General features: G+C 51.6%; 21 protein-coding genes and 3 pseudogenes. 12 read left to right on the plus strand and 12 right to left on the minus strand.

The features are described from left to right. The first annotated feature begins 114 nt into the window (after window positions 1–114). Window positions 115–795, plus strand: a complete 681-nt coding sequence (locus QRY16_RS10960; RefSeq protein ID WP_193405572.1) for a FadR/GntR family transcriptional regulator — start codon at window positions 115–117, stop codon at window positions 793–795. Here the strand turns inward: QRY16_RS10960 and QRY16_RS10965 are convergent. Then, window positions 784–1,838 (minus strand): annotated as a pseudogene (locus QRY16_RS10965) (AI-2E family transporter). The gene QRY16_RS10960 and the pseudogene QRY16_RS10965 overlap by 12 nt on opposite strands. Window positions 1,839–2,113: 275 nt before the next feature. On the opposite strand from QRY16_RS10965, the pseudogene QRY16_RS10970 reads away from it, so the two are divergent. After that, a pseudogene (locus tag QRY16_RS10970) lies at window positions 2,114–2,239 on the plus strand (MFS transporter); the annotation flags it as partial. Between the two features lie 226 nt (window positions 2,240–2,465). Here QRY16_RS10970 and QRY16_RS10975 read toward each other — a convergent pair. After that, a complete protein-coding gene (locus QRY16_RS10975; RefSeq protein ID WP_289776599.1) occupies window positions 2,466–3,281 on the minus strand; it encodes a TIM barrel protein in 816 nt (271 codons plus the stop codon). A gap of 417 nt (window positions 3,282–3,698) precedes the next feature. Here QRY16_RS10975 and QRY16_RS10980 point away from each other — a divergent pair, with 417 nt between their 5' ends. Further along, window positions 3,699–5,204 (plus strand): CoA-acylating methylmalonate-semialdehyde dehydrogenase, encoded by a 1,506-nt coding sequence (locus QRY16_RS10980; protein ID WP_289776600.1) that lies wholly within the window; start codon window positions 3,699–3,701, stop codon window positions 5,202–5,204. Window positions 5,205–5,227: 23 nt separating this feature from the next. After that, complete coding sequence (gene iolB / locus QRY16_RS10985; protein ID WP_289776601.1) at window positions 5,228–6,046, plus strand: 5-deoxy-glucuronate isomerase; 819 nt, start codon at window positions 5,228–5,230, stop codon at window positions 6,044–6,046. A 253-nt stretch (window positions 6,047–6,299) separates the two neighbouring features. Here iolB and QRY16_RS10990 read toward each other — a convergent pair whose 3' ends face one another. From QRY16_RS10990 to iolD, 4 genes are all read right to left on the minus strand, one after another. Then, window positions 6,300–7,142 (minus strand): MurR/RpiR family transcriptional regulator, encoded by an 843-nt coding sequence (locus QRY16_RS10990; protein WP_193404380.1) that lies wholly within the window; start codon window positions 7,140–7,142, stop codon window positions 6,300–6,302. A gap of 283 nt (window positions 7,143–7,425) precedes the next feature. Next, window positions 7,426–8,322 carry a myo-inosose-2 dehydratase gene (gene iolE / locus QRY16_RS10995; RefSeq protein WP_289776602.1) on the minus strand — a complete coding sequence of 299 codons (897 nt, stop codon included), beginning with the start codon at window positions 8,320–8,322 and terminating at the stop codon, window positions 7,426–7,428. A gap of 54 nt (window positions 8,323–8,376) precedes the next feature. Continuing rightward, the gene (gene iolG / locus QRY16_RS11000; protein ID WP_289776603.1) at window positions 8,377–9,411 is read right to left on the minus strand and encodes a bifunctional inositol 2-dehydrogenase/D-chiro-inositol 1-dehydrogenase; all 1,035 of its coding nucleotides are present in this window, start codon (window positions 9,409–9,411) and stop codon (window positions 8,377–8,379) included. Between the two features lie 39 nt (window positions 9,412–9,450). Further along, on the minus strand, window positions 9,451–11,388 hold the full coding sequence (gene iolD, locus QRY16_RS11005) for a 3D-(3,5/4)-trihydroxycyclohexane-1,2-dione acylhydrolase (decyclizing) (protein ID WP_289776604.1): 1,938 nt from the start codon (window positions 11,386–11,388) through the stop codon (window positions 9,451–9,453). 547 nt (window positions 11,389–11,935) lie between these two features. Between iolD and QRY16_RS11010 the strand changes: the two genes are divergently transcribed. Continuing rightward, window positions 11,936–13,849 (plus strand): bifunctional 5-dehydro-2-deoxygluconokinase/5-dehydro-2-deoxyphosphogluconate aldolase, encoded by a 1,914-nt coding sequence (locus QRY16_RS11010; RefSeq protein WP_289776605.1) that lies wholly within the window; start codon window positions 11,936–11,938, stop codon window positions 13,847–13,849. A gap of 69 nt (window positions 13,850–13,918) precedes the next feature. Here the strand turns inward: QRY16_RS11010 and QRY16_RS11015 are convergent, their stop codons facing one another. After that, window positions 13,919–14,473: a DcrB family lipoprotein gene (locus QRY16_RS11015; RefSeq protein ID WP_289776606.1), complete on the minus strand. Its 555-nt coding sequence runs from the start codon at window positions 14,471–14,473 to the stop codon at window positions 13,919–13,921. Window positions 14,474–14,590: 117 nt separating this feature from the next. Further along, on the minus strand, window positions 14,591–15,256 hold the full coding sequence (locus QRY16_RS11020; protein WP_289776607.1) for a 7-cyano-7-deazaguanine/7-aminomethyl-7-deazaguanine transporter: 666 nt from the start codon (window positions 15,254–15,256) through the stop codon (window positions 14,591–14,593). A 205-nt stretch (window positions 15,257–15,461) separates the two neighbouring features. On the opposite strand from QRY16_RS11020, the gene tusA reads away from it, so the two are divergent. Further along, window positions 15,462–15,713, plus strand: coding sequence for a sulfurtransferase TusA (gene tusA, locus QRY16_RS11025; protein WP_193404387.1), 252 nt, complete (start codon window positions 15,462–15,464; stop codon window positions 15,711–15,713). Between the two features lie 213 nt (window positions 15,714–15,926). Here the strand turns inward: tusA and QRY16_RS11030 are convergent, their stop codons facing one another. Then, the gene (locus tag QRY16_RS11030) at window positions 15,927–16,556 is read right to left on the minus strand and encodes a lysoplasmalogenase (RefSeq protein ID WP_289776608.1); all 630 of its coding nucleotides are present in this window, start codon (window positions 16,554–16,556) and stop codon (window positions 15,927–15,929) included. 149 nt (window positions 16,557–16,705) lie between these two features. On the opposite strand from QRY16_RS11030, the gene QRY16_RS11035 reads away from it, so the two are divergent. Then, complete coding sequence (locus tag QRY16_RS11035; RefSeq protein ID WP_193404389.1) at window positions 16,706–17,062, plus strand: DUF2500 domain-containing protein; 357 nt, start codon at window positions 16,706–16,708, stop codon at window positions 17,060–17,062. Between the two features lie 26 nt (window positions 17,063–17,088). On the opposite strand, the gene QRY16_RS11040 is transcribed toward QRY16_RS11035, so the two are convergent. Together QRY16_RS11040 and rsmD are read right to left on the minus strand one after the other, a co-directional pair. After that, window positions 17,089–17,358: a DUF1145 family protein gene (locus QRY16_RS11040; protein WP_193404390.1), complete on the minus strand. Its 270-nt coding sequence runs from the start codon at window positions 17,356–17,358 to the stop codon at window positions 17,089–17,091. Then, complete coding sequence (gene rsmD, locus QRY16_RS11045; RefSeq protein ID WP_193404391.1) at window positions 17,358–17,948, minus strand: 16S rRNA (guanine(966)-N(2))-methyltransferase; 591 nt, start codon at window positions 17,946–17,948, stop codon at window positions 17,358–17,360. The genes QRY16_RS11040 and rsmD overlap by 1 nt, the downstream gene beginning before the upstream one ends. Before the next feature lie 233 nt (window positions 17,949–18,181). On the opposite strand from rsmD, the gene ftsY reads away from it, so the two are divergent. The 4 genes and pseudogenes from ftsY (at window position 18,182) to rpoH (ending at window position 22,399) form a co-directional block, all read left to right on the plus strand. Beyond that, window positions 18,182–19,645, plus strand: coding sequence for a signal recognition particle-docking protein FtsY (ftsY, locus tag QRY16_RS11050; RefSeq protein WP_289776609.1), 1,464 nt, complete (start codon window positions 18,182–18,184; stop codon window positions 19,643–19,645). A 5-nt stretch (window positions 19,646–19,650) separates the two neighbouring features. Further along, entirely contained in the window at window positions 19,651–20,319 is a 669-nt protein-coding gene (gene ftsE, locus QRY16_RS11055; RefSeq protein WP_193404393.1) for a cell division ATP-binding protein FtsE, read from the plus strand. Continuing rightward, window positions 20,309–21,297: pseudogene (gene ftsX, locus QRY16_RS11060) on the plus strand (permease-like cell division protein FtsX). Before ftsE ends, ftsX begins: the two are co-directional and overlap by 11 nt. Window positions 21,298–21,541: 244 nt before the next feature. Continuing rightward, complete coding sequence (gene rpoH / locus QRY16_RS11065; protein WP_215845353.1) at window positions 21,542–22,399, plus strand: RNA polymerase sigma factor RpoH; 858 nt, start codon at window positions 21,542–21,544, stop codon at window positions 22,397–22,399. A 43-nt stretch (window positions 22,400–22,442) separates the two neighbouring features. Here rpoH and panM read toward each other — a convergent pair whose 3' ends face one another. After that, entirely contained in the window at window positions 22,443–22,829 is a 387-nt protein-coding gene (gene panM, locus QRY16_RS11070) for an aspartate 1-decarboxylase autocleavage activator PanM (RefSeq protein ID WP_193404396.1), read from the minus strand. 404 nt (window positions 22,830–23,233) lie between these two features. Here panM and QRY16_RS11075 point away from each other — a divergent pair, with 404 nt between their 5' ends. Further along, on the plus strand, window positions 23,234–24,346 hold the full coding sequence (locus tag QRY16_RS11075; protein WP_289776610.1) for a branched-chain amino acid ABC transporter substrate-binding protein: 1,113 nt from the start codon (window positions 23,234–23,236) through the stop codon (window positions 24,344–24,346). The last annotated feature ends 1 nt before the right edge of the window (window position 24,347 follow it).

The raw sequence follows: 24,347 nt of genomic DNA on the forward strand, positions 1-24,347 counted from the left end.
CCGCTGGACCAAGAGTATGATACTGGACAATGAAAGGCCGTGATCGGGATCGCAGCATGAAAAAATGTGATCGCTGCGACACTTTGGCCTACCGCTTACGAGAAGGAGGAAGGTATGGCGCTAAGCATACTGAAAACGGAGCGTCTGTATCGGCAGATTGCTAATGCGATAATGGATAGCATTAAAAACGGCGAATTTGTGCCGGGTGGATTGTTGCCGCCGGAGCGTGAACTGGCGAAACAGCTTGGGGTGAGCCGTTCATCGGTGCGCGAAGCATTGATTGCACTGGAGATGACCGGCTGGGTAGATATACGAACCGGCAACGGTATTTATGTGGCGCAGCCGTTGCCGCAGAATGAAATCAAGGACGTGGAGAGCTTCAGCCTGCAGGAACTGCTTCAGGCGCGCGAAGCTTTTGAAGGGATGCTGGCGGCTTTTGCGGCGCGCAAGGGTAACGCGCAGCAACGTGCTGCTTTGCTGGCCTTAACCGCTGAGTTGCAACAGTTTAATGAAAATGATGCGGCGTTCCTTGAGCAAGACAAGCAGTTTCATCTGTTGATCAGCGAAATGAGCGGCAATGATTTGCTGCGCGATATGATGGAATATTTATGGAACAAGCGCCACAGCCCGCACTTTAAGCGGCTGGAACGTCATTATGCAGATAACGCCTTTGCACGCGACATGAATGAGGATCATCAGCGAATTGCCGAGGCGATAGTCGCGGGCGATGAAACCGCTGCGCGTGCCGCAATGGAAAATCATTTACAGCACGTGCAGCAACGGTTACTTGGTTAAGCCTTTGACGCGTTTGGGGCGCCCGGTGCCAAGCATAATGGCCAGGCGGCTGCCGCCCGGTGTGGTCTCCATCAGGATTTTGGTAATACTGGTTAGCGGCACCGACAATAACATGCCGACCGGGCCAAGCAGCCAGCCCAAAAAATTAACGACAAAAACACAACCAGCGTGGATAAGCCCAGGCCGCGCCCCATCAGGCGCGGTTCCAGTAAGTTACCAAACACCATATGAATGGCCGAAAACAGCGCCGCTACCATCAACGCGTCAAATACGCTGTTCAATAGCAGTGCCTGAATAAACGGCGGTATGCCTGCAATAATGGGTCCGATGTTGGGAATGAAGTTGAGGATAAACGCCAGCACGCCCCAAAGTAGCGCGAACTTCACGCCCAGTAACACCAGGCTTAACCACACCGCGACGCCAGTCACCAGGCTTACCAGCGTTTTCAGCGCCAGATAATGGGTGACTCCCTTCAATGCTTTGTGCAAACCGGCGATGCGTATTTTGGGATTAACCAGCGAATTACGCATTTTGTAGGGCAGGTGATGTACTTCAAACAGCATGAACACAACCGTCAATATCAGCAGTACGAAACGGGTCATTGCACCCGAGAACTGGCTCAGTGCACTGGTGGCCAGGTTCATCATCATGCTGGGATCAAAGCGTTGCACCAGCGAATCGGTTGACACGTTAATATGAAACTGAGTCGCCAGCTGCTGAACCACACTCATCTTGTGCTCCAGGGTGGCACGTATCTGTGGATAGAGAGCATAGAACTCGCTCACCGAGCTGGCTATTACCGCGACCAGCAGCAAAATCACAAATAAAATCACGGTAATAACAAGAGTGATGGCCACTCCACGCCGTAAACCGTGCCGCATAAGTATTGTCACCAGGGGGTTGAGCACGATGGCAAAAAAGGCCGCGAGTAGCAACGGCACCAGAATGTCAGAAGCCCCACGGATGCCCGCGAGAATAATCACCAACATCGCCAGTTTGATGAGAATATTTTGCCCAATTTTTTCCTGCTGTGACTCGCTCATTCCCTCTCCTGAAATGATAGGGGTTGTGAGAAGTGTAGCGTAAGTAAAATTAACCAACTGATTTATCAGAGAAACGGTAAAAATCAGCTAACGCGCCTCTGCCTTATTGCGCTCCGGAACTCGGGCTTGTTAGCAAACTATTATTCCCTTTGAGCGTTGAGAAAAGTAAGCCCCAGGGGGTATGACGGGAATTTAACCAACCCTTAATATGCAGCAGGGGGCGTGAATGCTTAAAAGAGGATAGTTAGCACAGTCAAACACGAGCGCAATGACTCATGCCAGAGCAACCTGCAGCGGAATCTACACCACATAGTTTTCGGCTTACCCTTCTGATCTTTTCTATTGTGCTGTACAACTTCGCCAGCTATCTCACTATCGGCCCGCCGCTGGCGGTGCTGCCCTGAGTGCAAAACAGCCCGCGGCATAAATGCCGCCAGGAATACTCAAGCTGCTGGTCTGCCTGGCGCTGTTTTGCATTCTACGCATGATTCGCCGACAAACCGCTGAGCCTGGGTTAGAGATTAACGAAGAATAAAAAAGCGGCCTCCGACCGAGGCCAAAAAACGTGTCACAAGACACAGATAAGGGTTGGGTCACGCGACGCAAAAAGCAGCGCCGCGCAGAGGATCAGGCTTGCAGCAGTTCGATGCTGTGGCGAATCTGACGTTCGATTTCGGCGGGGGTCCAGCTGTTCAGTTCTGATGAGAACGGTTCAAAGGCGTAATCACCTTTATAGCCGAGTATTTCCAGGCGTTTGACCTGCGCCACGCTGTTTAATACATCGCTGTCACTCAGCATAATGCGATCGTCATCGGTCAACGCCGCTTTCGGGCGCGTAGCTTCTACACCAGACAAATGCACTAAACCGATCTGATTCACATCCATCTCTGCCGGGAATTCTTGTTCGGCATTTTCATACAAATGGTGATGGAAGGTATCCAGCACCAGTCTGAACGGCACCTTAGCCTCACGAATAAGCTGTTGCGCCTGTACAGCGGAGCGCAATGAACTCACCGGGAACCCCAGCGGCTCAACCAGACCTTGTACGCCATAATGTTCAAAACGCGGCGCGAGTTTCTGCATTGCTTCCCGCGTTTGCTGGGACGAAATCAGAATGCCTTCATTCAGCGGACACATCACCAGCGCTTTGGCACCAATACGTTGTGCTTCTTTTAACAGGGCTTCCGCTTTCTCCATCAGGGCGTCATCGGTACGGTTGAACGGATACAGGGCGTTAATCGTGACGATCTCAACGTTATATTTTTCCGTCAATGCGCAGAGCTGCTGAGGCGAAAGGTCATCCATCACCTTGCCGCTGGCCATATCGTTACGCAATTCTACTTTGCTTAATCCCAGACGCTGCACCAGCTGGAAAAACGCTTCCAGCGTCAGGGCGGGGGCAATTTTTCGGTTAATACAGAAACGTGTTGGATCAATGGCCATTCTACGGCTCCTGTTACAAAGTAGGGGAAGACGAAGCCAAAAAGAACATTTATTTCATTATCAGTGAATGATGAAATTTAAATTATTAGATCTGCTTCGCAATAATTTCATATTTCGTTTCACGCCCCGGCTTTTTTGCCGGATTTTATGAAGGGGAACAGGCAAAAACTCAGGTTGTTAACCCATGGCCCGAATGCGCTAGTTTACTGGTTATCGCGAGCGAAAAGCGCACGGTGCAACCGATTCAGGAAAAATGCGATCTGTGCCGCTAAAAGGAAATTTTCCAAAAATATTCATTTGAAAAATTTATTTCACTGTAATAGTTTCATAGCACGCTTTTGGCTTTGCCTGATCAGGCAACGTGACATTCAGCACGCTCAGTCTGCAGGGAACGAAAACATTCAAAGAGGCTACAACATGAATATCGTAGGAAACTTTATTGGCGGAAAAACCACCCACAGCGCCAGCAACGAAACCATCCCTGTTTATGATCCAGCAACCGGCAACGTGGTGCGCGAACTGACGCAAAGTACCGCTGATGAAGTCGCTCAGGCGATTGAAGTGGCTCACAATGCCTTCCCGGCATGGTCGAAAACCTCTCCGCTGCGTCGCGCACGCGTACTGTTCAACTTCAAAGCGTTGATGGAGCAGCATCGCGATGAGCTGGCAGCACTGATTGTATCTGAGCATGGCAAAGTCTGGTCGGATGCACTGGGTGAACTGACGCGCGGTATTGAAGTGATCGAGTTTGCCTGCGGTATCCCGCATCTGCTTAAAGGCGAGTATTCCCCGAACGTCGGCACTGGCGTTGACAGTTTCTCACTGATGCAGCCGGTTGGCGTGGTGGCCGGTATTACCCCATTTAACTTCCCGGCGATGGTGCCCTTGTGGATGTTCCCGATTGCGCTGGCGTGCGGCAACACTTTCATTCTGAAGCCACCTGCGCTGGACCCTTCTGCGGCGGTACGCATGGCAGAGCTGTTAACCGAAGCGGGCCTGCCGGATGGTGTATTCAATGTTATTCATAGTTCTAATGAAGACGCAGAGCAACTGTATAAAGATCCACGCATCGCGGCGGTAAGTTTTGTGGGTTCTTCCGGCGTTGCAGAACATATCTACAAAACGGCCAGCGCCCATGGTAAACGCGTTCAGGCGTTTGGTGCGGCGAAAAACCACGCTATTGTGATGCCGGATGCCGATCTGGATGCGACCGTCAATGCCATTATGGGCGGCGCATTTGGTTCAGCGGGCGAGCGTTGTATGGCGCTGCCAGTGGTCGTCGCGGTTGGCGATGATACGGCAGACAAGCTGATTGCACGTCTGACGCCGCTGGTGAAAGCGCTGCGCGTTGGCCCTGGCATCAACAAAGGCGCGGAAGAAAATGAGATGGGGCCGGTAGTTTCTGCGGCGCATCAGAAAAAAGTGCTTGGCTACATTGATAAAGGCGAGCAGGAAGGGGCGAAGCTGGTGGTTGATGGCCGAAATTTCCAGGTCGCAGGCCATGCAGAAGGATACTACGTTGGCGGTACACTCTTTGATAACGTGACGTCCGACATGGTGATCTGGCGTGAAGAAATCTTTGGACCGGTGCTGAGCATTATGCGTGCACCGGACTACGACAGCGCTTTAAAGCTGGTTAACAGCCACGAATTTGGCAATGGTAGCGCCATCTTTACCAGCAACGGTAACACCGCGCGTGAATTTGTACAGAACGTTGAAGCCGGTATGGTTGGCGTTAACGTACCGGTTCCGGTGCCCATGGCCTTCCACAGCTTCGGCGGCTGGAAGCGTTCAGTGTTCGGTGCGTTGAATGTGCATGGACCAGACGGTGTACGCTTCTATACCCGTATGAAAACTGCTACCGCCCGTTGGCCGAGTGGTCAGCAAACGGTGTCTGAATTCAGCATGCCGACGCTGGGTTAATTCACCAAAACAGGAGATTTGGGATGTCTTTACTTTCGAAGGCACAACAGCCGGACAGCCAGGGGCGTATTCAAAATATTACCCCGGAAAGTGCAGGCTGGCGTTATGTAGGCTTTGACGCCTATCTGCTGAAAAAGGGAGAAACCCTGCGTCTGAGCAGCGGTGATAAAGAACTTTGCTTGGTATTAATTGCGGGACTGGCATCGGTGAAAACCCGCCATGCTGAATTTCCCGGCATCGGCAAACGCATGTCACCGTTTGAGCGCGTTCCGCCCTATTCAGTCTATGTGCCTCATGACGACGACGTTGAAATAAAGGCTGACAGCGATTTGGAGCTGGCCGTCTGTATTGCGCCGGGTCAGGGAAATCTACCCGCTCGTCTGATTGCGCCAGAGGATGTTGGTGTTGAGCAGCGTGGTAAAGGCCGCAATAAGCGTTTGGTGCATAACATCCTGCCGGATGACAAACCGGCGGACAGCTTACTGGTGGTAGAAGTGTATACCGATGAGGGTGATACCAGCTCTTATCCCAGCCATAAGCACGATCAGGAAAACAGCGAAAACGAAACCTATCTGGAAGAGACTTATTACCACCGTTTCGATCCGGAGCCGGGTTTCGCCATGCAGCGTGTTTATACTGACGATCGCACGTTTGATGAATGCATGGCGCCGTACAATCGTAATGTGGTGACGGTGCCGCGTGGCTATCATCCGGTGGCGACCATTGCCGGTTATAACAACTATTACCTGAATGTGATGGCTGGTCCGGTACGTTTGTGGAAATTTACCTGGGAAAAAGATCACGCCTGGGTCAATAGCGATAATTATCCGCGCAGTCAATAAGTGCGCAAAGCAGGAAGCGCGTAAAACAGTAAGGGCAGCCACAATGGCTGCCCTTATTGCTGTTTAAAGGATTAGTTCGGATTAGACAGGCGATCGTAAAGACGCAAAAACGCTATTCCCGGCAGCTCGCTTTGCGCCGCTTGTGGTGCGGGACGCTGTATGTTTGTGTCCCCCGAACTTCAGGTTTGCCCACAGTCAGAAAGACAGCAAAATGGCTGCTCTTCGGGTGAATCATCTGGTTAATCGCTGGGAATTACTGGGTTTCCGCATTATTCAGGGCAAGCGAGACGGCCAGCGTCTGCGCCAGACACAAAGAGGCAACCTGAGAACGGAAACCGTCTACCTGTGCTTCACGTACCACGAAGCAGACATCGCTGAAGGCTGCCAGTGGACTGACCTGGCTATCTGTAATGGCGATCTGTTGCGCACCACGTTTGGCCCCTAATTCGACCACCTCGACGGCTTCACGGGCGTAGGGCGAATAACTAATCGCAATGACCACATCTTTCGGATTCACCAGACTTAGCTGCTCGGTGAACATTCCACCAAGGCCATCAATCAGGAAGGCGCGGCGCTCCAGATGACGCAGGGCATAAACCAGATATGAGGCAACGCTGAACGAGCGGCGCAGTCCAATCACATAGATATTTTCTGCTTCGTTAAGCAGCTTTACCGCTTTATTTAACTGCTCCGGGTTCACCTGCATTGCCAGCTGTTGTAATGCCTGGCTGTTCACCATGGTGAACACATTAAGGATTTCTGCCGGGCTTTCCGGGGCGTTGGCGTTATCATCGGTCGAGGTCTGACGAAACAGACGCGCCCGCTCCGTATAGTTAACCGTTTCCTCCATCAGGTGCTGACGGAAAACCTGTTTCATTTCATTGAAACCGCTAAAGCCAAACGCGTTGGCAAAGCGAATAAGCGTTGATGGCGGGACATCGGCCTGTTGTGCAATAGAGGCCACAGTATCGAAAGCAATGCTGTTACTGTTATCAAGAATATAACGAGCGACCTGTTTTAGACGCTTGCTCAGCGTTTCATAGCGGCGACGAATATCGTCCTGTAGCAAGGAAAGTTGGGTTGGGTTATTGGTCATTATTTCTGCTCGTCTAATAAGAATAATGGCTGGATAATGAGCGTTATAGTACCAGATGGATGGAAAATTTCATTTGTTTGCGCTGAATGAGAGCTTTATTTCATGGGATTATGAAATGCCTCACAGAATGCAGGGGAGATGCCCAGCCAGAAAAGGCATCTCCAGTCTGTCAGCTTTCGGCTGTGAAAAACAGCGAGGGGAAATCATTCAGCTACTGTAGCTGGCCACCTCTTCTGTACCCGTTCTGCAAGAGAAATGCAGGTGTAAGCACGGCGCGTAGCCGTTAAATTCCGGCGTTATCGCGAATATATTTTCGCGCCTTAACTGCATACTCGAACGGATTAGCCAGTGCTGGATCTTGCTCGGCCTCAACCACCATCCAGCCTTTATAGCCGTAATCATCAAGGATTTTAAATACCGGTTTGAAATCAATCACACCGTCGCCCGGCACGGTAAAAGTGCCTTTTTTCACGCCATCCAGGAATGAAAGTTTGTTTTGGCGCACCTCTGCAACCACTTCATCACGCACATCTTTCAGGTGAACGTGGAAAATACGCGGCAGATATTTTTCCAGTACCGCCAGCATTTTTTCCTGCGAACCTTCCGAGTAGTAAATGTGCCCGGTGTCGTACAGCAGACCGACACGTTCATCAGTCAGCGCCATGAAGCGATCAATCTCTTCAATGGTCTGAATACCGGTGCCCATGTGATGATGCAGCGTAACGCGCATGCCTTTTTCAGCAGCAATCTGCGCCAGTTCGTTGTAGCCTTCCGCTGTCAGGTGCCACTCTTCATCGGTTAAGATCGGTTTTTGTTCCAGTACTGCCAGCGTGGTGCCTTGAATACTCTTGCTCTGTTCAGAACAGCCAATCACACGAGCGCCCATCGCATGCAGAAAGTTCATGTGGTTCACGAATTCGTCGATGGTTTTGGCTTTATCACCGTTAGCAAAAAAGGTGCTGAACCAGGCGTTGCAAATCTCAATGCCGCGAATATCCAGCATCGGCTTTAAAATTGCCGGATCGCGCGGATATTTGCTGCCAACTTCGCTACCGGTAAAACCGGCCAGCGCCATCTCACTGACCGTTTGCTGAAAGGTGTTTTCGCTGCCCAGATCCGGCATGTCGTCGTTGGTCCAGCCAATAGGGGCAATTGCCAGCTTCACGTTATCTTTGTTCATTTTTTTACTTCCTGTGATAAGGGCGGCCAGGCCGCCCACAATGAAACGATCAGATTATTTGTTATAGAACGTTGGGCGCGGCGGCATTTCTACCGGTTCGATCGCGCCACTGTTCTGCGCTTTCAGACAGGCATCGGCGGCAACGGAAGCGGCAAAACCAACCCAGGCTGAAGGCCCGGTTAATTCACCTGCTTTTACATCATTGATAAATGCCTGTAACTCAACGTCGTAGGCATCAATGAAACGATCTTTCCAGTCGACCAGAATCGCGTTCGATAATTTGGCCTCTTTGCGCATCTGCACCGATGACGGCTCTGGCAGCTTAGCGATCCCGGTTTCACCTACCACTTCACATTGAATGTCGTAGCCATAACTACAGTTAACAAAAATCTCTACATCAATGCGCACGCCTTTTTGCGTTTCAAACAGCACGACTTGTGGATCTTTTAGTCTGGCGTGTGACTTTGACGTCACACGTGGAAACACGACCTGTACGCTTTTATAGTCGTCATCGGTCAACCAACGCAGCACATCCAGCTCGTGGATCAGCGTGTTGGTGATGGCCATATCGGTGGTGTAGCTTTCTGGCACTGCCATATTGCGGTGCGCGCAGTGCAGCATCAGCGGCTCGCCAATTTCGCCGTCAGTAATGACTTTTTTCAGTGCGCGATAGCCTGAATCGTAAGGGCGCATAAAGCCAACCTGCACCAGACGTTTACCATGTTTGATTTCGGCATCCACCACGCTACGGCAGCCTTCCGCACTCATCGCCAGCGGCTTTTCGCAGAAAACCGGTTTGCCGGCAGCAATCGCAGCAAGCGTAAATTGTTCATGGGTGGGATCCCAGGAGGTCACCAGCACCGCCTCGACTTCCGGCGACTGAATCACCTGATAGCCATCCTGATAGACTTCCGCTTCAATGTTCAAACGTTGCAGCGCCGCGCGCGCTCCCTCGACATTGATGTCAGAAACGGCGACAACCTTAGCTCCCTGCAACACATTGTTGCAGCGACGAATGTGTTCCTGACCAATTGCACCTGTACCGATTACGCCAAGTTTCAAAGTCCTAATTACACCTGTAGGGTTCATTCGGATAAGAAAAAAGGGGGCCGGAAGCCAGCCCTGAAATTAATACTTACGAGCCTGTTCCAGATGCGCGTTGAGGTCGTCAGCGACGCTTTGAGTCCGTTCTGAATCTGAGGTTTGTGCTACGCCTACGTGCCACCAACTGAAATATTTATGAATCATGGTTTTTGGCAAGACTTTAATGTCGATGAGCGTTGAAACGGTTTGTTCCTTTGCATCTTCCAGGGCTGCTTTCAGCTGATCCAGCGTCGTAACGCGATAGGTTTTGCAGCCGTAACCAGCGGCAATGGCGGCGAAATCTACCGGTACAAAGCCGCCATCCAGCTTGCCGCCTTCCGGGTTACGAAAACGGAATTCGGTGGTAAAGCTGTCCATGCCGTGTTCCATTTGCAGGTTGTTGATACAGCCATTCGTCATATTATCCAGCAGCACCACATTGATCTTGGCTCCCTCCTGAATGGAGGTAACCAGCTCGGAATGCAGCATCATGAAGGAGCCATCGCCAACCAGCGCATAAACCTCACGCTGCGGCTGCGCCAGCTTGACGCCCAGAGCCGCGTTGACTTCATACCCCATGCAGGAATAGCCATATTCGACGTGGTACGCGTTGTAGTCTTTGGTGCGCCACACACGTTGCAGATCGCCTGGCAAGCTACCCGCTGCTGCGACTATCACCGCATCCTTTGGGAGCTGCTCGTTTAAGGTGCCTAGCACGCTGCTTTGCGTCAGCAGGGATTGCGTCAAACGATTAAATTCCGCAAATACGGCTTCGCGATCGATATGGTCGGCTATTTCCGGGATAAAGCCTTCGCTGTATTCCACCTGATAAACACGCTGTGTCTCTTTCAACAGCTTGCTTTGCGCTTGCTCAACCTGACTGCCCCAGTCATTGCTGTAGATTTGTGAAGCCAGTGCGGCGTCTAAGGCGGTTAAGCCTTCACGCGCATCGGCTAACAGCTGCACGCCATCCAGCTTGTAGCTGTCAAAACTGCTGACATTGACGTTAAGAAAAGTGACGTCCGGATTCTGGAAAATCCATTTCGACGCTGTGGTGAAATCGGTATAGCGCGTGCCAATGCCAATCACTAAATCAGCTTCTTTTGCCAGCAGGTTGGCGGCCAGACAACCGGTTTCGCCGACACCACCCACGTTAAGCGGATGATCGGATATAAGGGTGCCTTTACCGGCCTGAGTTTCAGCGAACGGAATCTGATAACGTTCAGCAAACTGGCGCAACGCTTCACCTGCTTCGGAGTATTTCACGCCTCCGCCGCAAATAATCATCGGTTTGCGTTTACGCACAATCAGCGCCAGCGCATCTTCCAACTGCGCTGCGGTTGGTAAACGACGATCCAGACGGTGAACGCGTTTCTGAAAGAAATATTCGGGGTAATCCCAGGCTTCGCCCTGCACATCCTGCGGCAGCGAAATCGTTACCGCACCGGTTTCAGCAGGGTCGGTCAATACGCGCATCGCATTGATGCAGGCGGTCATAAGCTGTTCAGGACGGCTGACACGATCCCAGTATTTGCTGACAGCATGGAAGGCATCGTTGGTGCTAATGCTGAGATCGTGAGATTGCTCGATCTGCTGCAGCACCGGATCCGGCTGACGGGTAGCGAACACGTCGCCCGGCAGCAGCAACAGTGGAATGCGGTTTGCGGTGGCGGTGGCAGCGGCGGTGATCATATTAGCCGCACCGGGTCCGACAGAAGACGTACAGGCAATAATCTGTCGACGCAGGGATTGTTTGGCAAAGCCGGTTGCGGCATGCGCCATGCCCTGTTCATTACGGCCCTGATGCACCACCAGATCGCCACTGTCCTGCTCCAGCGCCTGTCCCAGGCCGAGAACGTTGCCATGTCCAAAAATCGCGAAAATGCCTTTTACGAATTTTGTTTCAACGCCATCAACGCTAATAAACTGATTATCAAGAAATTTAACCAGCGCCTGTGCAGTGGTCAGTCTGATCGTGCCCATATGCTCTTCCTTTACATGCTGGTGGTATCTGTCTTCCGGTACGCCGCGATAAGCGAAGGCATACTTCGGAGAAGGTGACCGGAATAATTGAAACGTGAGCCGATTATAAACAAATATATTTTTCATAAAATACGAATACAGAAGAAACATTTCATTTTGCGAGTGAGATCAAATTTACCGGGCTGGCAGGGCGTTGGCGGATTTCTCACTAGTGTAAAGTGGAACGTGCGGAAGGCTTGTCAGTTATATGAAAAAATCCATTTCACTTTATCCGCCTCCGTTATTTAAAGGACTTTTCCTGCGATCTGTCTCACACCCCTGTAGCAGCAAGCTATAGCGTTGTTAACAGTTTATCCGGTTGATAGCTTCCAGAGTTTTATCTGGTTCACAAAATCGCGATGGATATTTCATTTCATATTGAAATTGAAATTTTCATTCCCCATACTTCAGTTATAACCAGTCAGACAACTTGAGATCCCGAAGCAAAGCGCGCGTCACCGGGCTTTTCGCCGACAGTGTTTGCTTATCACAGAAGGAAACCACAGGTATGAGTACACAGCAGAAGCGGCTTGATGTGATTTGTATTGGACGCATCGCCGTTGATTTTTATGGCCAACAAATTGGCGCACGGCTGGAGGATACCACCTCTTTCGCCAAATATCTCGGCGGTTCTTCGGGGAACGTGGCGTATGGCACCGCGATTCAGGGGCTGAAATCCGCCATGCTGGCACGCGTGGGTGATGAGCATAACGGTCGCTTCTTGCGTGAGGAACTGCAGCGCGTGGGCTGTAATACTGACGGATTGATCACGGATGAGAAACGTCTCACCGGTATGGTGATCCTGGGGATTAAAGATGAAGAGACCTTTCCGCTGATTTTCTACCGTGATAATTGCGCCGATATGGGGCTGGTGCCGGAAGACATCAACGAAGCGTTTATTACTTCTTCTCGTGCCGTGGCGGTGACCGGAACGCATCTGTCGCATCCGCAAACCCGTGAAGCGGTGCTGAAAGCGCTGGATATTGCAAAGCGCAACGGCCTGCGTACCGCGCTGGACATCGATTATCGCCCGGTTCTATGGGGGCTAACTTCACTGGGTGACGGTGAAACGCGTTTTATTGAGTCGGCTCAGGTCACCCAGCAGTTACAGGAAGTGGTGCACTATTTTGATCTGATCGTCGGCACTGAAGAAGAGTTTCATATCGCCGGTGGCAGCACTGACACGCTGACCGCCTTGAAAAATGTACGGCAGGCCAGCCAGGCCACTCTGGTTTGTAAGCGTGGCCCGATGGGTTGTGTTGTTTTTGAAGGAAACATCCCGGATAGCTGGGAAGAGACCAGACTGCATACGGGCGTGCGGGTAGAAGTCTTGAATGTGCTGGGAGCAGGCGATGCCTTTATGTCGGGTCTGCTGCGCGGCTGGCTGAACGATGAAGGCTGGGAGCAGGCTTGTCGTTATGCCAATGCCTGCGGCGCGTTAGTTGTTTCTCGCCACGGCTGCGCGCCAGCCATGCCGACCAAAGCCGAGCTGGATGACTTTCTCAGCCGTGATAACGATGTGAAACGGCCCGATCTTGACAGCCGTCTGAATCACCTACATCGCGTCACTACGCGTAAACAGCAATGGCCAGAACTGAATGTTTTTGCTTTTGATCACCGGAAGCAGCTGGCCGATATGGCGCGTGAGGCTGGCGTGGATGAGAGCAAAATTCCACAGCTGAAAGTGCTGTTGCTGCGAGCGGCAGAAGAGGCGGCACAGGAAGCGGGTCTGGAGAACAAAAGCGGCATCCTGGCAGACACCACTTATGGTCAGAAAGCGCTGAATGCTATCACCGGTAAAAACTGGTGGATTGGTCGCCCGATTGAGTTACCCAGCTCGCGACCACTGCGTCTGGAGCACGGTAACATCGGTTCGCAACTGATCGACTGGCCGGCTGAACACGTAGTGAAATGCCTGGTGTTTTATCATCCGCACGACAGCGCTGAACTGCGTAAAGAACAGGATGATCTGCTCCTTGACGTGTGGAGAGGCTGTAATAAGAGCGGACATGAACTGTTACTGGAAGTGATTCTGCCCGAGAGTAACCCGGACCACAAAGAGTCTTACTATCTGGATATGCTCAGCCATTTCTATAGCATGGGGATCCAGCCAGACTGGTGGAAACTGCCTCCGATGTCAGCAGAAACCTGGCAGGCAATCAGCGGCCTGATTGAACAGCAAGATCCGCATTGCCGTGGCATTCTGCTGCTGGGTCTGGATGCGCCGGAAGAGAAACTTAAAACCGGTTTTGCCGCCGCCGCACAAGCGCCGTGGGTGAAAGGTTTCGCAGTGGGCCGCACCATTTTTGGTCAGCCGTCACGTCAGTGGTTGCAAGGCGAGCTGGATGATCAGGCGCTCATTGATGTGGTGAAAGGCAACTACCTGCGTCTCATTGAATACTGGCGTGCTGCGCGCGGATAAAGCGTGATTCGGGCGCCGTTGCGCGTCCGAATCACAAAGCCGTTCGGGCGGGCCGTAACCCGCCTTACCTCATTTCAACGTAATACTTTTTACGATGGTATCGGCATCGCTCTGTGCCTGCTGCTGATTCTCACCCGGCAGCGTAATCTGCATCGTCACCAGTTTGCCGTCCAATTTCGCCAGAATCACCGACGACCAGGAGGTCTGGTTGTTTGCAGAAATCACCGTATCCAGTTGCTGCGCTGTCTGATCGTTCAGCGTAACGGATTTGTTTGATACCACCTGCAATTGTGGATCGCGGTTGCGTTGCTGCTGCTCCATGCGCTGCGAAAGCACATCCAGCCCGTCAGTGGTTGTGTCACCCGCAATCACGATAATCGCACGCGCGCCGCTTTCATCGGCATAGACATGCATGTTAGTGGTCTGATTGCCCAACTTACCACTCTTATCAGACATGCCTGGCGGCAGCGAGAAGCTCAGCTTACCGTCCATCAGCGTGACGGTTTGACTGGATTGACTGGCGCTCACACCATTGTCATTCGCCGCTTCGTCTTTTTTCTGATCACAGGCGGCTAAGCCTAAAACCAGTAAACCAATCCCCGCATATTTCACTACGTTACGCATCAGAATCCCTTTTTAAATTCTCAGACAGGCGTTTATACAACAGGAATCAGGCTGCAAACGCAACCTGATGATTGTCAGAAGATCTTAGCGTGTTGTGGCAAAAGGCTCTATTTCCGTTTAGCCGAAATTAACTTGGCTGCTATTCATGCGCATAGTCAGGCGCTTAAGGGCGGCATTCAGCAGCACGCCATAAGCAGGGAGGAAGAACACCATGCAGATCAACACCTTGAAGCTGTAATCCACCAAGGCAATCTCAACCCAATGCTGCGCCATAAACGGGTCGGGGCTTTTATAAAAAGCGATGAAAAAGAAGGCCAGCGTATCGCTGGTATTACCGAGGAACATCGCGCAACCGGGGGCAATCCACCACTGCGGCAGGCGGCGCAGACGATTAAATACGTGAACATCCAGGATCTGACCGAGCGCGTAAGCCATAAAGCTGGCACAGGCGATGCGTGCCACGAACAGATTCATTGCTTCCAGTGAGGCCCAGCTTTGCCATTCACCCTGGTAGAACAGGCAGGAAACCGCATAAGAGATAAATAGCGATGGGATCATGACCGCCAGAATAATACGGCGTGCCAGGGGAGCGCCAAAAATGCGTACGGTTAAATCGGTAGCGAGAAAGATAAACGGAAAGCTAAAGGCGCCCCATGTGGTGTTAAAACCAAAAATGGAAACCGGTAGCTGTACCAGGTAATTACTGGAGGTGATCACCAGCAGATGAAACAGTGACAGCCAAAACAGCGCGTGCATACGCTGACGCGAAGAGAATGCGAGCATAGTAAGCCTTTTTAGTGTTGGGGTGAGGGAACCCATTGCAGGACAGTGATTAGCACTATCTTGCCGTTAAACAGATTGAAAAAACGGCGGCATCTTACCGTGTTGTACTATTTATGCAATGGTTAATTTTAACGCGATCGTTATCGCCTTGCGTCGGCTTACTGACACGCTAGAATAAGTGCCCCAAACCGGAAACGAGTCCACTATGAGCGATGTTTTTAACTCTGCCGATCATCAGCTTGATGCTTGCGGCCTGCGCTGTCCAGAGCCGGTGATGATGGTGCGTAAAACCGTGCGAAATTTGCAGGAGGGCGAAACGTTGCTGATTATCGCCGACGATCCCGCAACAACGCGGGATATACCCGGCTTTTGCCGTTTTATGGAGCATCGCCTGTTGGCGCAGCAAATCGAAACGCTGCCCTATCAATATCTGATTCAGAAAGGGCTGGGTGATTAACGGACAACCTGCCGCGATGAATGGGTTCAAAAGCGCGAACACAGCAGCGCATTCGTCGTCACCAGCGTAGTGGTGCCCGAACCTGTCAACTTCATCTATCGCTGGGCTATCGCATTTGCAGCTGCATCTGCGCGCGCGGAACGTCCTGAAGATATATCGCAGCTTCGCGCTGGAATACCTTCAGGCTGATGACGCCGCGCTGCGCATTTTTCTTCAGAAAAGCCACAGTGAACGGACGATCATAAAATGACCGGCAAAATAGCAGGCCGCGATAATGGCGCTATCGGCGCTGAAACGGCGGCGATAATGAGTAATAAACCAGATAATATTCGCCAGCAGGAGCAGGCTGGCACCGACTACGATGGAGAAGCTGTAATCGGTTGGACGGAAGAAATATTGCTCGGCTGCCATCCAGGTCATTACCAGCGTCATGCCAATAAACGTACATATCGGCCAGCGCAACTCGGCCAGTTTGCTCCAGATAACCGCGATCACCACCACGCCAATAATCAGCAAGGCCAGCGGGATCGGCCAAAAGAAGCTCATCGTCATGTTAGCGGCAAAGCTTAAGGTATAAAGCAGATGTGAAAGAAAAAAGGCCCCCAGCGCATATAACATCTGCTGGCGCGGCAGCAGCGTCAGAGCGTCGCCAACCAATGTAGCAACCAGACCGGCGAGGATCAGATAGTCGGTTGTGTGAAGCGTTGGTGTTTGCCATGCCAGGCCAACCAACAGCAGAAGCGTAACCGGTTTAAACAGCCAGCGTTGCCATTGTGGACCACGATATGAAGCATCCACATACAGCCAGCCGGAGAAAAGTACCGCGAGGAAAGACCAGAGCATTGTTTCTCCCTTTTAACCAAAAATGGTGAATGTTCCCAAAATGTCGATCCCAGTTTAGGTTATGCCTCGACGATGTGACAATCAGGCAACTCTGGTTGTATGCTTGCCCGCGCAATGAATCCCTTACTCCCTGAAGAACGAGCGAAAATATGAGCAAACCACCGCTACTCTTTTTTATCGTCTTGGCCATTATCGCCATACTGGCGACCCGTCAGTTTATTAAGCAACGGCGTGAAGCCGCCGTGAATGATGCCTCGCCGATCCGTAGTTTAACGGTAGAAGTGAAAACCAAACGCGAGTTTCCGGCACCGAATCGTCGTTCACGCCAGCGTGAAGTCATCGCCGGTGAAGAGATGCGTTACGAAGCCTGGTTTCACCCACTAAATGGGGCAAGCGATATTAAAGTGCAGGTGAAGGAAAATGATTACCATCAAATGGATAAGGGATCGAAAGGCGAGCTGAAAATGCAGGGTTCACGTTTTGTGAGTTTTACACCCGTACCATAAAAAGCGGGCCTTCCGCCCGCTACTGATTATTTTCCCGGAAAATTTTTCTTTTGCCAGGCCACCAGTTCGAACACCCCAAACAGGAAAACTTTCGCCTGGGTTACCCGATCAATGGGTGGTGCATCTTTGGTTTGTGTCGCGCGCAGCAGCACCAGTTGCAGGCCGTGCATCATGATCATGAAAAACAGGGCGACATTAATAAAATAGGTCAGCGGTTTCGGATACGGGTGTACCACGTTGAACAGTAAAAATCCCCAAACGCACAGCATCAACAGGCGTCCCAAATTCAGTAACATTATACGTCTCCCTGTTGACGTTGATACAAACGGTAAGCCACCTGGCCTGCGATTTTCTCGCGATATACATTCCAGTTAGCGGGTACTGGCGGTGTGCCATTTTCCACTTCACTTTCAACGTAAATCAAGGCTTCATCGGTCAGCCAGTTGTTCTGCTCCAGCAACTGTAGCGTTTGCGCTAGCAAGCCCTGACGAAACGGTGGATCAATAAATACGACATCAAACGGTTTACCCGGCTGTGCCAGCCAGCTAAGCGCGTTAGTGTGAATCACTTTGCCATTGTCGGCACGCAGGGTTTGCAGATTTTTTTCCAGCTGCTGCGCCACTGGCCGTTCCAGCTCCAGCAAGGTTGCCGAGCCAGCATAGCGCGATAGCGCTTCCAGACCCAACGCACCACTGCCAGCAAAACAGTCCAGACAGTTGGCTTGCTGAATCATGGGGGCCAGCCAGTTAAACAGCGTTTCGCGCACGCGATCGGTGGTGGGGCGCAGACCGGTGCTGTCCGGCACCGGCAATTTACGTCCGCGCCATTGGCCACCAATAATGCGGATTTGTCCGGCGCCGCCCGTATTGCGGGAGTTTTTAATCATTTTGCTCACAACTCGTCATAATTTGTTGCGTAGTTTAACGGGCGAAACGATGAGAAGAAACGTTAAAAAAGGGTGCTGTGGTGAGCTGGCTGGAAAGTGTTAGACTACGGAGTTGCTGATGTCATGCATAATTCTGCGGTTTTACGCCCGTCTGGCGCTTAATACCACAACTGATTTTACCCCTGGGAACAACACGCGACCAGGATAAAGCCATCGAGGAGTGTCGTCACACAATGGCAAAAGAGAAAAAACGTGGCTTTTTTTCCTGGCTAGGATTTGGCAAAGAGGAAGAAAAGCAACCCTCGGCGGAGACGCAAGAGCAGTCTGTCGAGCCGGAAGTACAACCCTCGGCGGAGACGCAAGAGCAGCCTGCCGAGCCGGAAGTACAGCAGCCGGAACATTTATCCCCGGCAATCAACAAGGCCGAAGCGGAAGCGGAAGAGACTGTCGCCATTACCGAAGCGGTGGCCGGACAGCAACGCGAAGCGGAAGGCGAGCCTGCGTCAGTTACGGCTGAACCTGATATTCTGGCGGTCCCTGAAGCGGTTAAAGCCGAGCCTGAAGTCGAACCTGAGCCTGAAATCGCTCCGACGAGCGGGGTTGACGCTGAAGAAGCCAACGTCGACGCGCCGTTCAGCGATAAAGAGCAGAAAGCGCTGGTGCTGGCAGAGGCGGAAATTATCGAAGAAGCAGACATCGCCGAGCCGGAAGATACGGTGAGCGATCTGCCGCTAGCAGCGGCACCGATAATCACGCATGAACAGGAACGACCGACCAAAGAGGGCTTTTTTGCGCGATTGAAGCGCAGCCTGGTTAAAACCCGTCAAAACCTGGGGTCTGGTTTTGTCAGCTTATTCCGCGGCAAGAAAATTGATGACGATCTGTTCGAAGAGCTTGAAGAGCAGCTGCTCATTGCGGATGTCGGTGTGGAAACCACGCGTCGCATCATCACTAATTTGACTCAGCAGGCGAACCGCAAACAGTTGCGCGATGCTGAGGCTCTGTATGGTCTGCTGAAAACGGAAATGGCTAATATTCTGGAAAAAGTGGATGCGCCGCTGGACGTCACCGATAAGACTCCTTTCGTTATCCTGATGGTTGGCGTAAACGGCGTAGGTAAAACCACCACCATCGGTAAACTGGCTCGCCAATATCAGGCCGAAGGCAAATCAGTGATGCTGGCGGCGGGCGATACTTTCCGCGCTGCTGCCGTAGAGCAGTTGCAGGTTTGGGGCCAGCGCAACAATATTCCGGTTATTGCACAGCACACTGGCGCAGATTCCGCCTCGGTAATTTTTGACGCTATTCAGGCGGCTAAATCGCGCGGCTTTGATGTATTAATCGCTGATACCGCAGGCCGCCTGCAAAACAAATCGCACCTGATGGAAGAGCTGAAGAAAATTACTCGTGTGATGAAAAAACTGGATGATTCAGCGCCCCACGAGGTGATGCTGACGCTGGATGCCAGTACCGGACAGAACGCCGTAAGTCAGGCCAGACTGTTTAATGAAGCGGTAGGTTTAACCGGCATTGCGCTTACCAAGCTGGATGGCACTGCCAAAGGCGGCGTTATTTTCTCGGTAGCCGATCAGTTCGGTATTCCGATACGCTATATCGGTGTCGGGGAAGGCATCGAAGATTTACGGCCATTCAAGGCTGACGATTTTATTGAGGCACTGTTTGCCCGAGAGGACTAATTGGGATGATTCGCTTTGAAGAGGTCAGTAAGGCATATCTCGGTGGACGTCAGGCGTTGCAGGGCGTGGATTTCCATCTGCGCCCTGGCGAAATGTCGTTCCTGACCGGCCATTCTGGCGCCGGTAAAAGTACGTTATTGAAGCTGATATGCGGCATTGAGCGTCCGAGCGCGGGACAAATTTGGTTTAGCGGTCATGACATTTCCCGTCTGCGCAACAGCGAAGTTCCCTTTCTGCGTCGTCAGATCGGGATGATCTTCCAGGATCACCATCTGCTGATGGATCGGTCAGTTTATGAAAACGTCGCGATTCCGCTCATCATTTCAGGCGCCAGCGGCGAGGATATTCGGCGTCGCGTATCAGCGGCGCTGGATAAAGTGGGCTTACTTGATAAAGCAAAAAGCTTTCCTATCCAGCTTTCCGGTGGTGAGCAACAGCGCGTTGGCATTGCGCGTGCAGTTGTCAACAAGCCTGCGGTATTACTGGCGGATGAGCCAACCGGTAACCTTGACGATGCGCTGTCGGAAGATATTCTGCGACTGTTCGAAGAGTTTAATCGCGTAGGCGTAACGGTGTTGATGGCAACGCATGACAGCGGCCTGATCGCGCGTCGTCAGTATCGCGTAATGACGCTGAATCAGGGACGCCTGCACGGAGGCCACGATGGTCAATAAACGCAATAAACGCCCAGCGGCGCCAAAAGCGAAGCAGCCTTCTAAAAGCAAAGCGCTGAAAGGCGGCTGGCAGGAACAATGGCGTTATGCTTTGCGCGGCACGCTGTCGGATATGTGGCGTCAGCCCCTGGCAACGCTGTTAACAGTCATGGTGATTGCGATTTCCCTGACCTTGCCAAGCGTCTGTTATATGGTCTGGAAAAACGTAAACCAGGCGGCAACGCAGTGGTATCCCGCGCCGCAACTGACGGTTTATTTTTCTAAAGGCTGACGCTGGACGATAGCGCGGCGGAAAACGTCGTGGCCCAGCTCAAACAGCTTGATGGCGTAGATAACGTTAATTATCTGACCCGTGAAGAAGCGCTGAACGAATTCCGTAACTGGTCTGGTTTTGGCGGCGCAATGGACATGCTGGAGCAAAATCCGCTGCCTGCGGTGGCTATTATCACCCCGAAGCTTAACTTCCAAAATTCAGACACCATGCAAAATCTGCGTGATAGCGTGTCAAAAGTGCAGGGGATTGATGAAGTTCGCATGGATGATAGCTGGTTTGCCCGGCTCGCGGCGTTAACCGGATTAGTCGGCCAGATCGCCTCAATGATTGGTATCCTGATGATCATCGCGGTGTTTCTTGTAATTGGTAACAGCGTGCGTCTCAGCATTTTTGCCCGGCGCGACACCATTAATGTGCAGAAACTGATTGGCGCAACCGACGGCTTTATCCTGCGACCTTTCTTATATGGCGGCGCGTTATTGGGTTTTAGCGGGGCGGTATTGTCACTGATTTTGTCGGAAGTGTTGGTATTGCGGCTGCAAACGGTCGTCGCCCACGTTGCTGCCGTATTTGGTACGACTTTCTCATTGAAAGGCTTTTCATGGGATGAAGCGCTACTGTTATTGCTGATTGCCACCATTATTGGCTGGATCGCGGCCTGGCTGGCAACAGTACAACATTTACGTCGTTTTACGCCCCAGTAAACGCCTGCAACATTTTTTTGTTATAATGATCCTCTGCTGTCGAAAGCGGAAAGCAGAGGATCCTTCTGCCGCTTCCTTTCTGATTATCTGTGTGTAAAATATGCACCGATAATATTGAACTTGTGGATAACTTTGACGTCCAATAAGTAGCACAGATTGCTTTCGGATTTCCGACGACGTTGACATACTGTAACGTCTGCGCAAGAAACTGTGCAGCAATTCCACTTATTCTGTGAGGGTTTGAATGACCAAAGAAATGCAAACTTTAGCTATTGCTCCTCTTGGTAACCTGGAGTCATACATTCGGGCTGCCAATGTCTGGCCGATGCTGTCGGCAGAAGAGGAAAAAGCGTTGGCTGAACGGCTGCATTACCAGGGCGATCTGGATGCAGCTAAGACGCTGATCCTGTCTCACCTACGCTTTGTAGTTCATATCGCTCGTAATTACTCCGGTTACGGCTTACCGCAGGCTGACCTGATTCAGGAAGGTAACATCGGCTTGATGAAAGCGGTGCGTCGCTTCAATCCTGAAGTAGGTGTACGTTTGGTGTCGTTTGCTGTGCACTGGATTAAAGCCGAGATTCATGAATACGTGCTGCGTAACTGGCGTATCGTGAAAGTCGCTACCACTAAAGCACAGCGCAAGCTGTTCTTTAATCTGCGTAAAACCAAGCAGCGTCTGGGCTGGTTTAACCAGGATGAAGTTGAAATGGTCGCGCGTGAACTGGGCGTGAGCAGTAAAGATGTGCGTGAAATGGAATCGCGTATGGCTGCACAGGATATGACCTTTGATATGTCTGCCGATGATGAAAGCGGTGAAGGCAAATCCATGGCACCGGTGCTGTATCTGCAAGATAAAACCTCTGACTTTGCTGATGGCATTGAAGAGGACAACTGGGATTCGCACGCAGCCGATAAGCTGAGCTACGCGATGGAAGGTCTTGATGAGCGCAGCCAGCATATTATCCGTGCGCGTTGGCTGGACGAAGACAACAAAACCACCCTGCAGGAATTAGCCGATCAATACGGCGTGTCGGCAGAACGTGTCCGACAGCTTGAAAAGAACGCCATGAAAAAACTGCGTATGGCGATCGAAGCATAAAGATGAAGGGCGACAAAATGTCGCCCTTTTTGTTGCCTGTGATTTACTTTATCCAACCGTCGGATTGTGCCCTGAATCCACATGCCTGCATAAACGCTGCCCGCACCGACTGATCGTCGCTGCCGTCATCCACTATCCACCAGTCTGCCAGCGACCCGTTCTGCGACATGGTTTCTTCCAGTAAATATTTGCCTACCCCACGTCGTCGTGTTGCCTCCCGCACTTCAAGGTGATGCACTTTTCCATGAGTTCCAGAAATTTCAAGTTGCAGCGCCGCCAGCAATCGATCATTAAAGCGTGCCGCATAAAGACGCAAGGTTTCGCTCAGCGCCTGCTCTAATTGTTCGATATTTTGATTCGGCCAGATTTTGGCTAAATCAATGCGGTCCTGCGGCGTGAACGCCGTTAAACGCAGGATGGTGAGTTTCATAACCAACACCTGTACTCGTTAAAAGAGGAAAGTGTAGCGAAATTATACCGTCAGGGCGTTGACAGTTTTTTCTGCATAAAACAGGTCAATAACTGGCCTTAACGCCAGAATGATAGTTATAAACAGGCATGGCTGATAAATAAACCAGCATAACGCGCTGGAAAAACGGTGGAAAACTGGCCATTGCATCCAGCTTATTATGCTGCTTAACCCTCCCTTTTCTGAATGTGTCAGTTGATTTAAAGAAGAAAATTCCTGTTTAATAAGCTGAAAAATAAAGCCTTATTAATTATAAATGCCAAAAAGCGCTGCTAACTCATTATTACTAAATCAGTTTTCACGCTTATCTGGCAGAAAATAAAGCCAGTCACAACAAACACGACACAACAGATGGGGAAGTTCGGATGAAAATGAAAGGTCGCGCATTATTAGCGGGATGTGTTGCGTTGGCAATGAGCCACGCGGCGCTGGCAAAAGATATTAAAGTGGCCATTGTGGGTGCGATGTCGGGCCCGGTTGCACAATATGGCGACATGCAGTTTGCCGGCGCAACGCAGGCGATTGAGGACATCAACGCCAAAGGCGGCATTAACGGCGACAAACTGGTCGCCGTAAAATATGACGATGCCTGTGACCCGAAGCAAGCGGTCGCCGTTGCCAACAAAGTGATAAACGACGGTATCCGCTACGTAATCGGTCATCTTTGCTCCTCTTCCACCCAGCCTGCGTCTGATATTTATGAGGACGAAGGCGTACTGATGATCACCCCAGCCGCAACGGCGCCAGACTTAACCTCGCGTGGCTACCAGCTGATTATGCGCACTACCGGCCTCGATTCAGATCAGGGTCCCACCGCCGCTAAATACGTGTTGAGCGAAATCAAACCTCAGCGCATCGCTATCGTGCATGACAAGCAGCAATATGGTGAAGGGTTGGCGCGTTCTGTCCAGGACAGCCTGAAGAAAGCCGGAGCCAATATCGTGATGTTTGAAGGCATCACTGCGGGCGATAAAGATTTTTCTACGCTGGTGGCTCGCCTGAAAAAAGATACCGTCGATTTCGTCTACTTCGGCGGTTATTACCCAGAGATGGGCCAGATCGTACGACAGGCGCGTGCATCAGGGCTGAAAACGCAGTTTATGGGGCCAGAAGGTGTGGGCAACGCCTCACTGTCTAATATTGCCGGCGCAGCCTCCGAAGGTATGCTGGTAACCCTGCCGAAGCGCTACGACCAGGTTCCAACCAACAAGCCTGTCGTTGATGCATTGAAAGCGAAGAAACTGGACCCAACCGGCCCCTTTGTCTGGACTACCTATGCGGCGCTGCAATCGCTGGCGACCGGTATGGAACGCAGCAAGAGCGCCGAACCTGAAGACATCGTGAAGAATCTGAAAGAGGGCGCTGCTGTGCCAACGGTAATGGGCAACCTGAGCTGGGACGAGAAAGGTGATCTGAAAGGCTTCGAATTTGGCGTATTCAAGTGGCATGCCGACGGGACTTCGACCGCAGTAAAATAAG

The organism is Mixta mediterraneensis (genome assembly GCF_030283135.1).
Lineage (GTDB): Bacteria > Pseudomonadota > Gammaproteobacteria > Enterobacterales > Enterobacteriaceae > Pantoea > Pantoea mediterraneensis.

Bases quoted from the DNA above. Each gene is read 5' to 3' on its own strand.
- panM (WP_193404396.1), bottom strand. From the start codon at position 22,829: ATGAAACTCACCATCCTGCGTTTAACGGCGTTCACGCCGCAGGACCGC.
- ftsY (WP_289776609.1), top strand. From the start codon at position 18,182: ATGGCAAAAGAGAAAAAACGTGGCTTTTTTTCCTGGCTAGGATTTGGC.
- QRY16_RS11035 (WP_193404389.1), top strand. From the start codon at position 16,706: ATGAGCAAACCACCGCTACTCTTTTTTATCGTCTTGGCCATTATCGCC.
- ftsE (WP_193404393.1), top strand. From the start codon at position 19,651: ATGATTCGCTTTGAAGAGGTCAGTAAGGCATATCTCGGTGGACGTCAG.
- QRY16_RS11015 (WP_289776606.1), bottom strand. From the start codon at position 14,473: ATGCGTAACGTAGTGAAATATGCGGGGATTGGTTTACTGGTTTTAGGC.
- tusA (WP_193404387.1), top strand. From the start codon at position 15,462: ATGAGCGATGTTTTTAACTCTGCCGATCATCAGCTTGATGCTTGCGGC.
- QRY16_RS10980 (WP_289776600.1), top strand. From the start codon at position 3,699: ATGAATATCGTAGGAAACTTTATTGGCGGAAAAACCACCCACAGCGCC.
- QRY16_RS11010 (WP_289776605.1), top strand. From the start codon at position 11,936: ATGAGTACACAGCAGAAGCGGCTTGATGTGATTTGTATTGGACGCATC.
- QRY16_RS11075 (WP_289776610.1), top strand. From the start codon at position 23,234: ATGAAAATGAAAGGTCGCGCATTATTAGCGGGATGTGTTGCGTTGGCA.
- QRY16_RS10960 (WP_193405572.1), top strand. From the start codon at position 115: ATGGCGCTAAGCATACTGAAAACGGAGCGTCTGTATCGGCAGATTGCT.
- rsmD (WP_193404391.1), bottom strand. From the start codon at position 17,948: ATGATTAAAAACTCCCGCAATACGGGCGGCGCCGGACAAATCCGCATT.
- QRY16_RS10975 (WP_289776599.1), bottom strand. From the start codon at position 3,281: ATGGCCATTGATCCAACACGTTTCTGTATTAACCGAAAAATTGCCCCC.
- iolG (WP_289776603.1), bottom strand. From the start codon at position 9,411: ATGAACCCTACAGGTGTAATTAGGACTTTGAAACTTGGCGTAATCGGT.
- QRY16_RS10990 (WP_193404380.1), bottom strand. From the start codon at position 7,142: ATGACCAATAACCCAACCCAACTTTCCTTGCTACAGGACGATATTCGT.
- iolB (WP_289776601.1), top strand. From the start codon at position 5,228: ATGTCTTTACTTTCGAAGGCACAACAGCCGGACAGCCAGGGGCGTATT.
- rpoH (WP_215845353.1), top strand. From the start codon at position 21,542: ATGACCAAAGAAATGCAAACTTTAGCTATTGCTCCTCTTGGTAACCTG.
- QRY16_RS11020 (WP_289776607.1), bottom strand. From the start codon at position 15,256: ATGCTCGCATTCTCTTCGCGTCAGCGTATGCACGCGCTGTTTTGGCTG.
- QRY16_RS11040 (WP_193404390.1), bottom strand. From the start codon at position 17,358: ATGTTACTGAATTTGGGACGCCTGTTGATGCTGTGCGTTTGGGGATTT.
- iolD (WP_289776604.1), bottom strand. From the start codon at position 11,388: ATGGGCACGATCAGACTGACCACTGCACAGGCGCTGGTTAAATTTCTT.
- iolE (WP_289776602.1), bottom strand. From the start codon at position 8,322: ATGAACAAAGATAACGTGAAGCTGGCAATTGCCCCTATTGGCTGGACC.
- QRY16_RS11030 (WP_289776608.1), bottom strand. From the start codon at position 16,556: ATGCTCTGGTCTTTCCTCGCGGTACTTTTCTCCGGCTGGCTGTATGTG.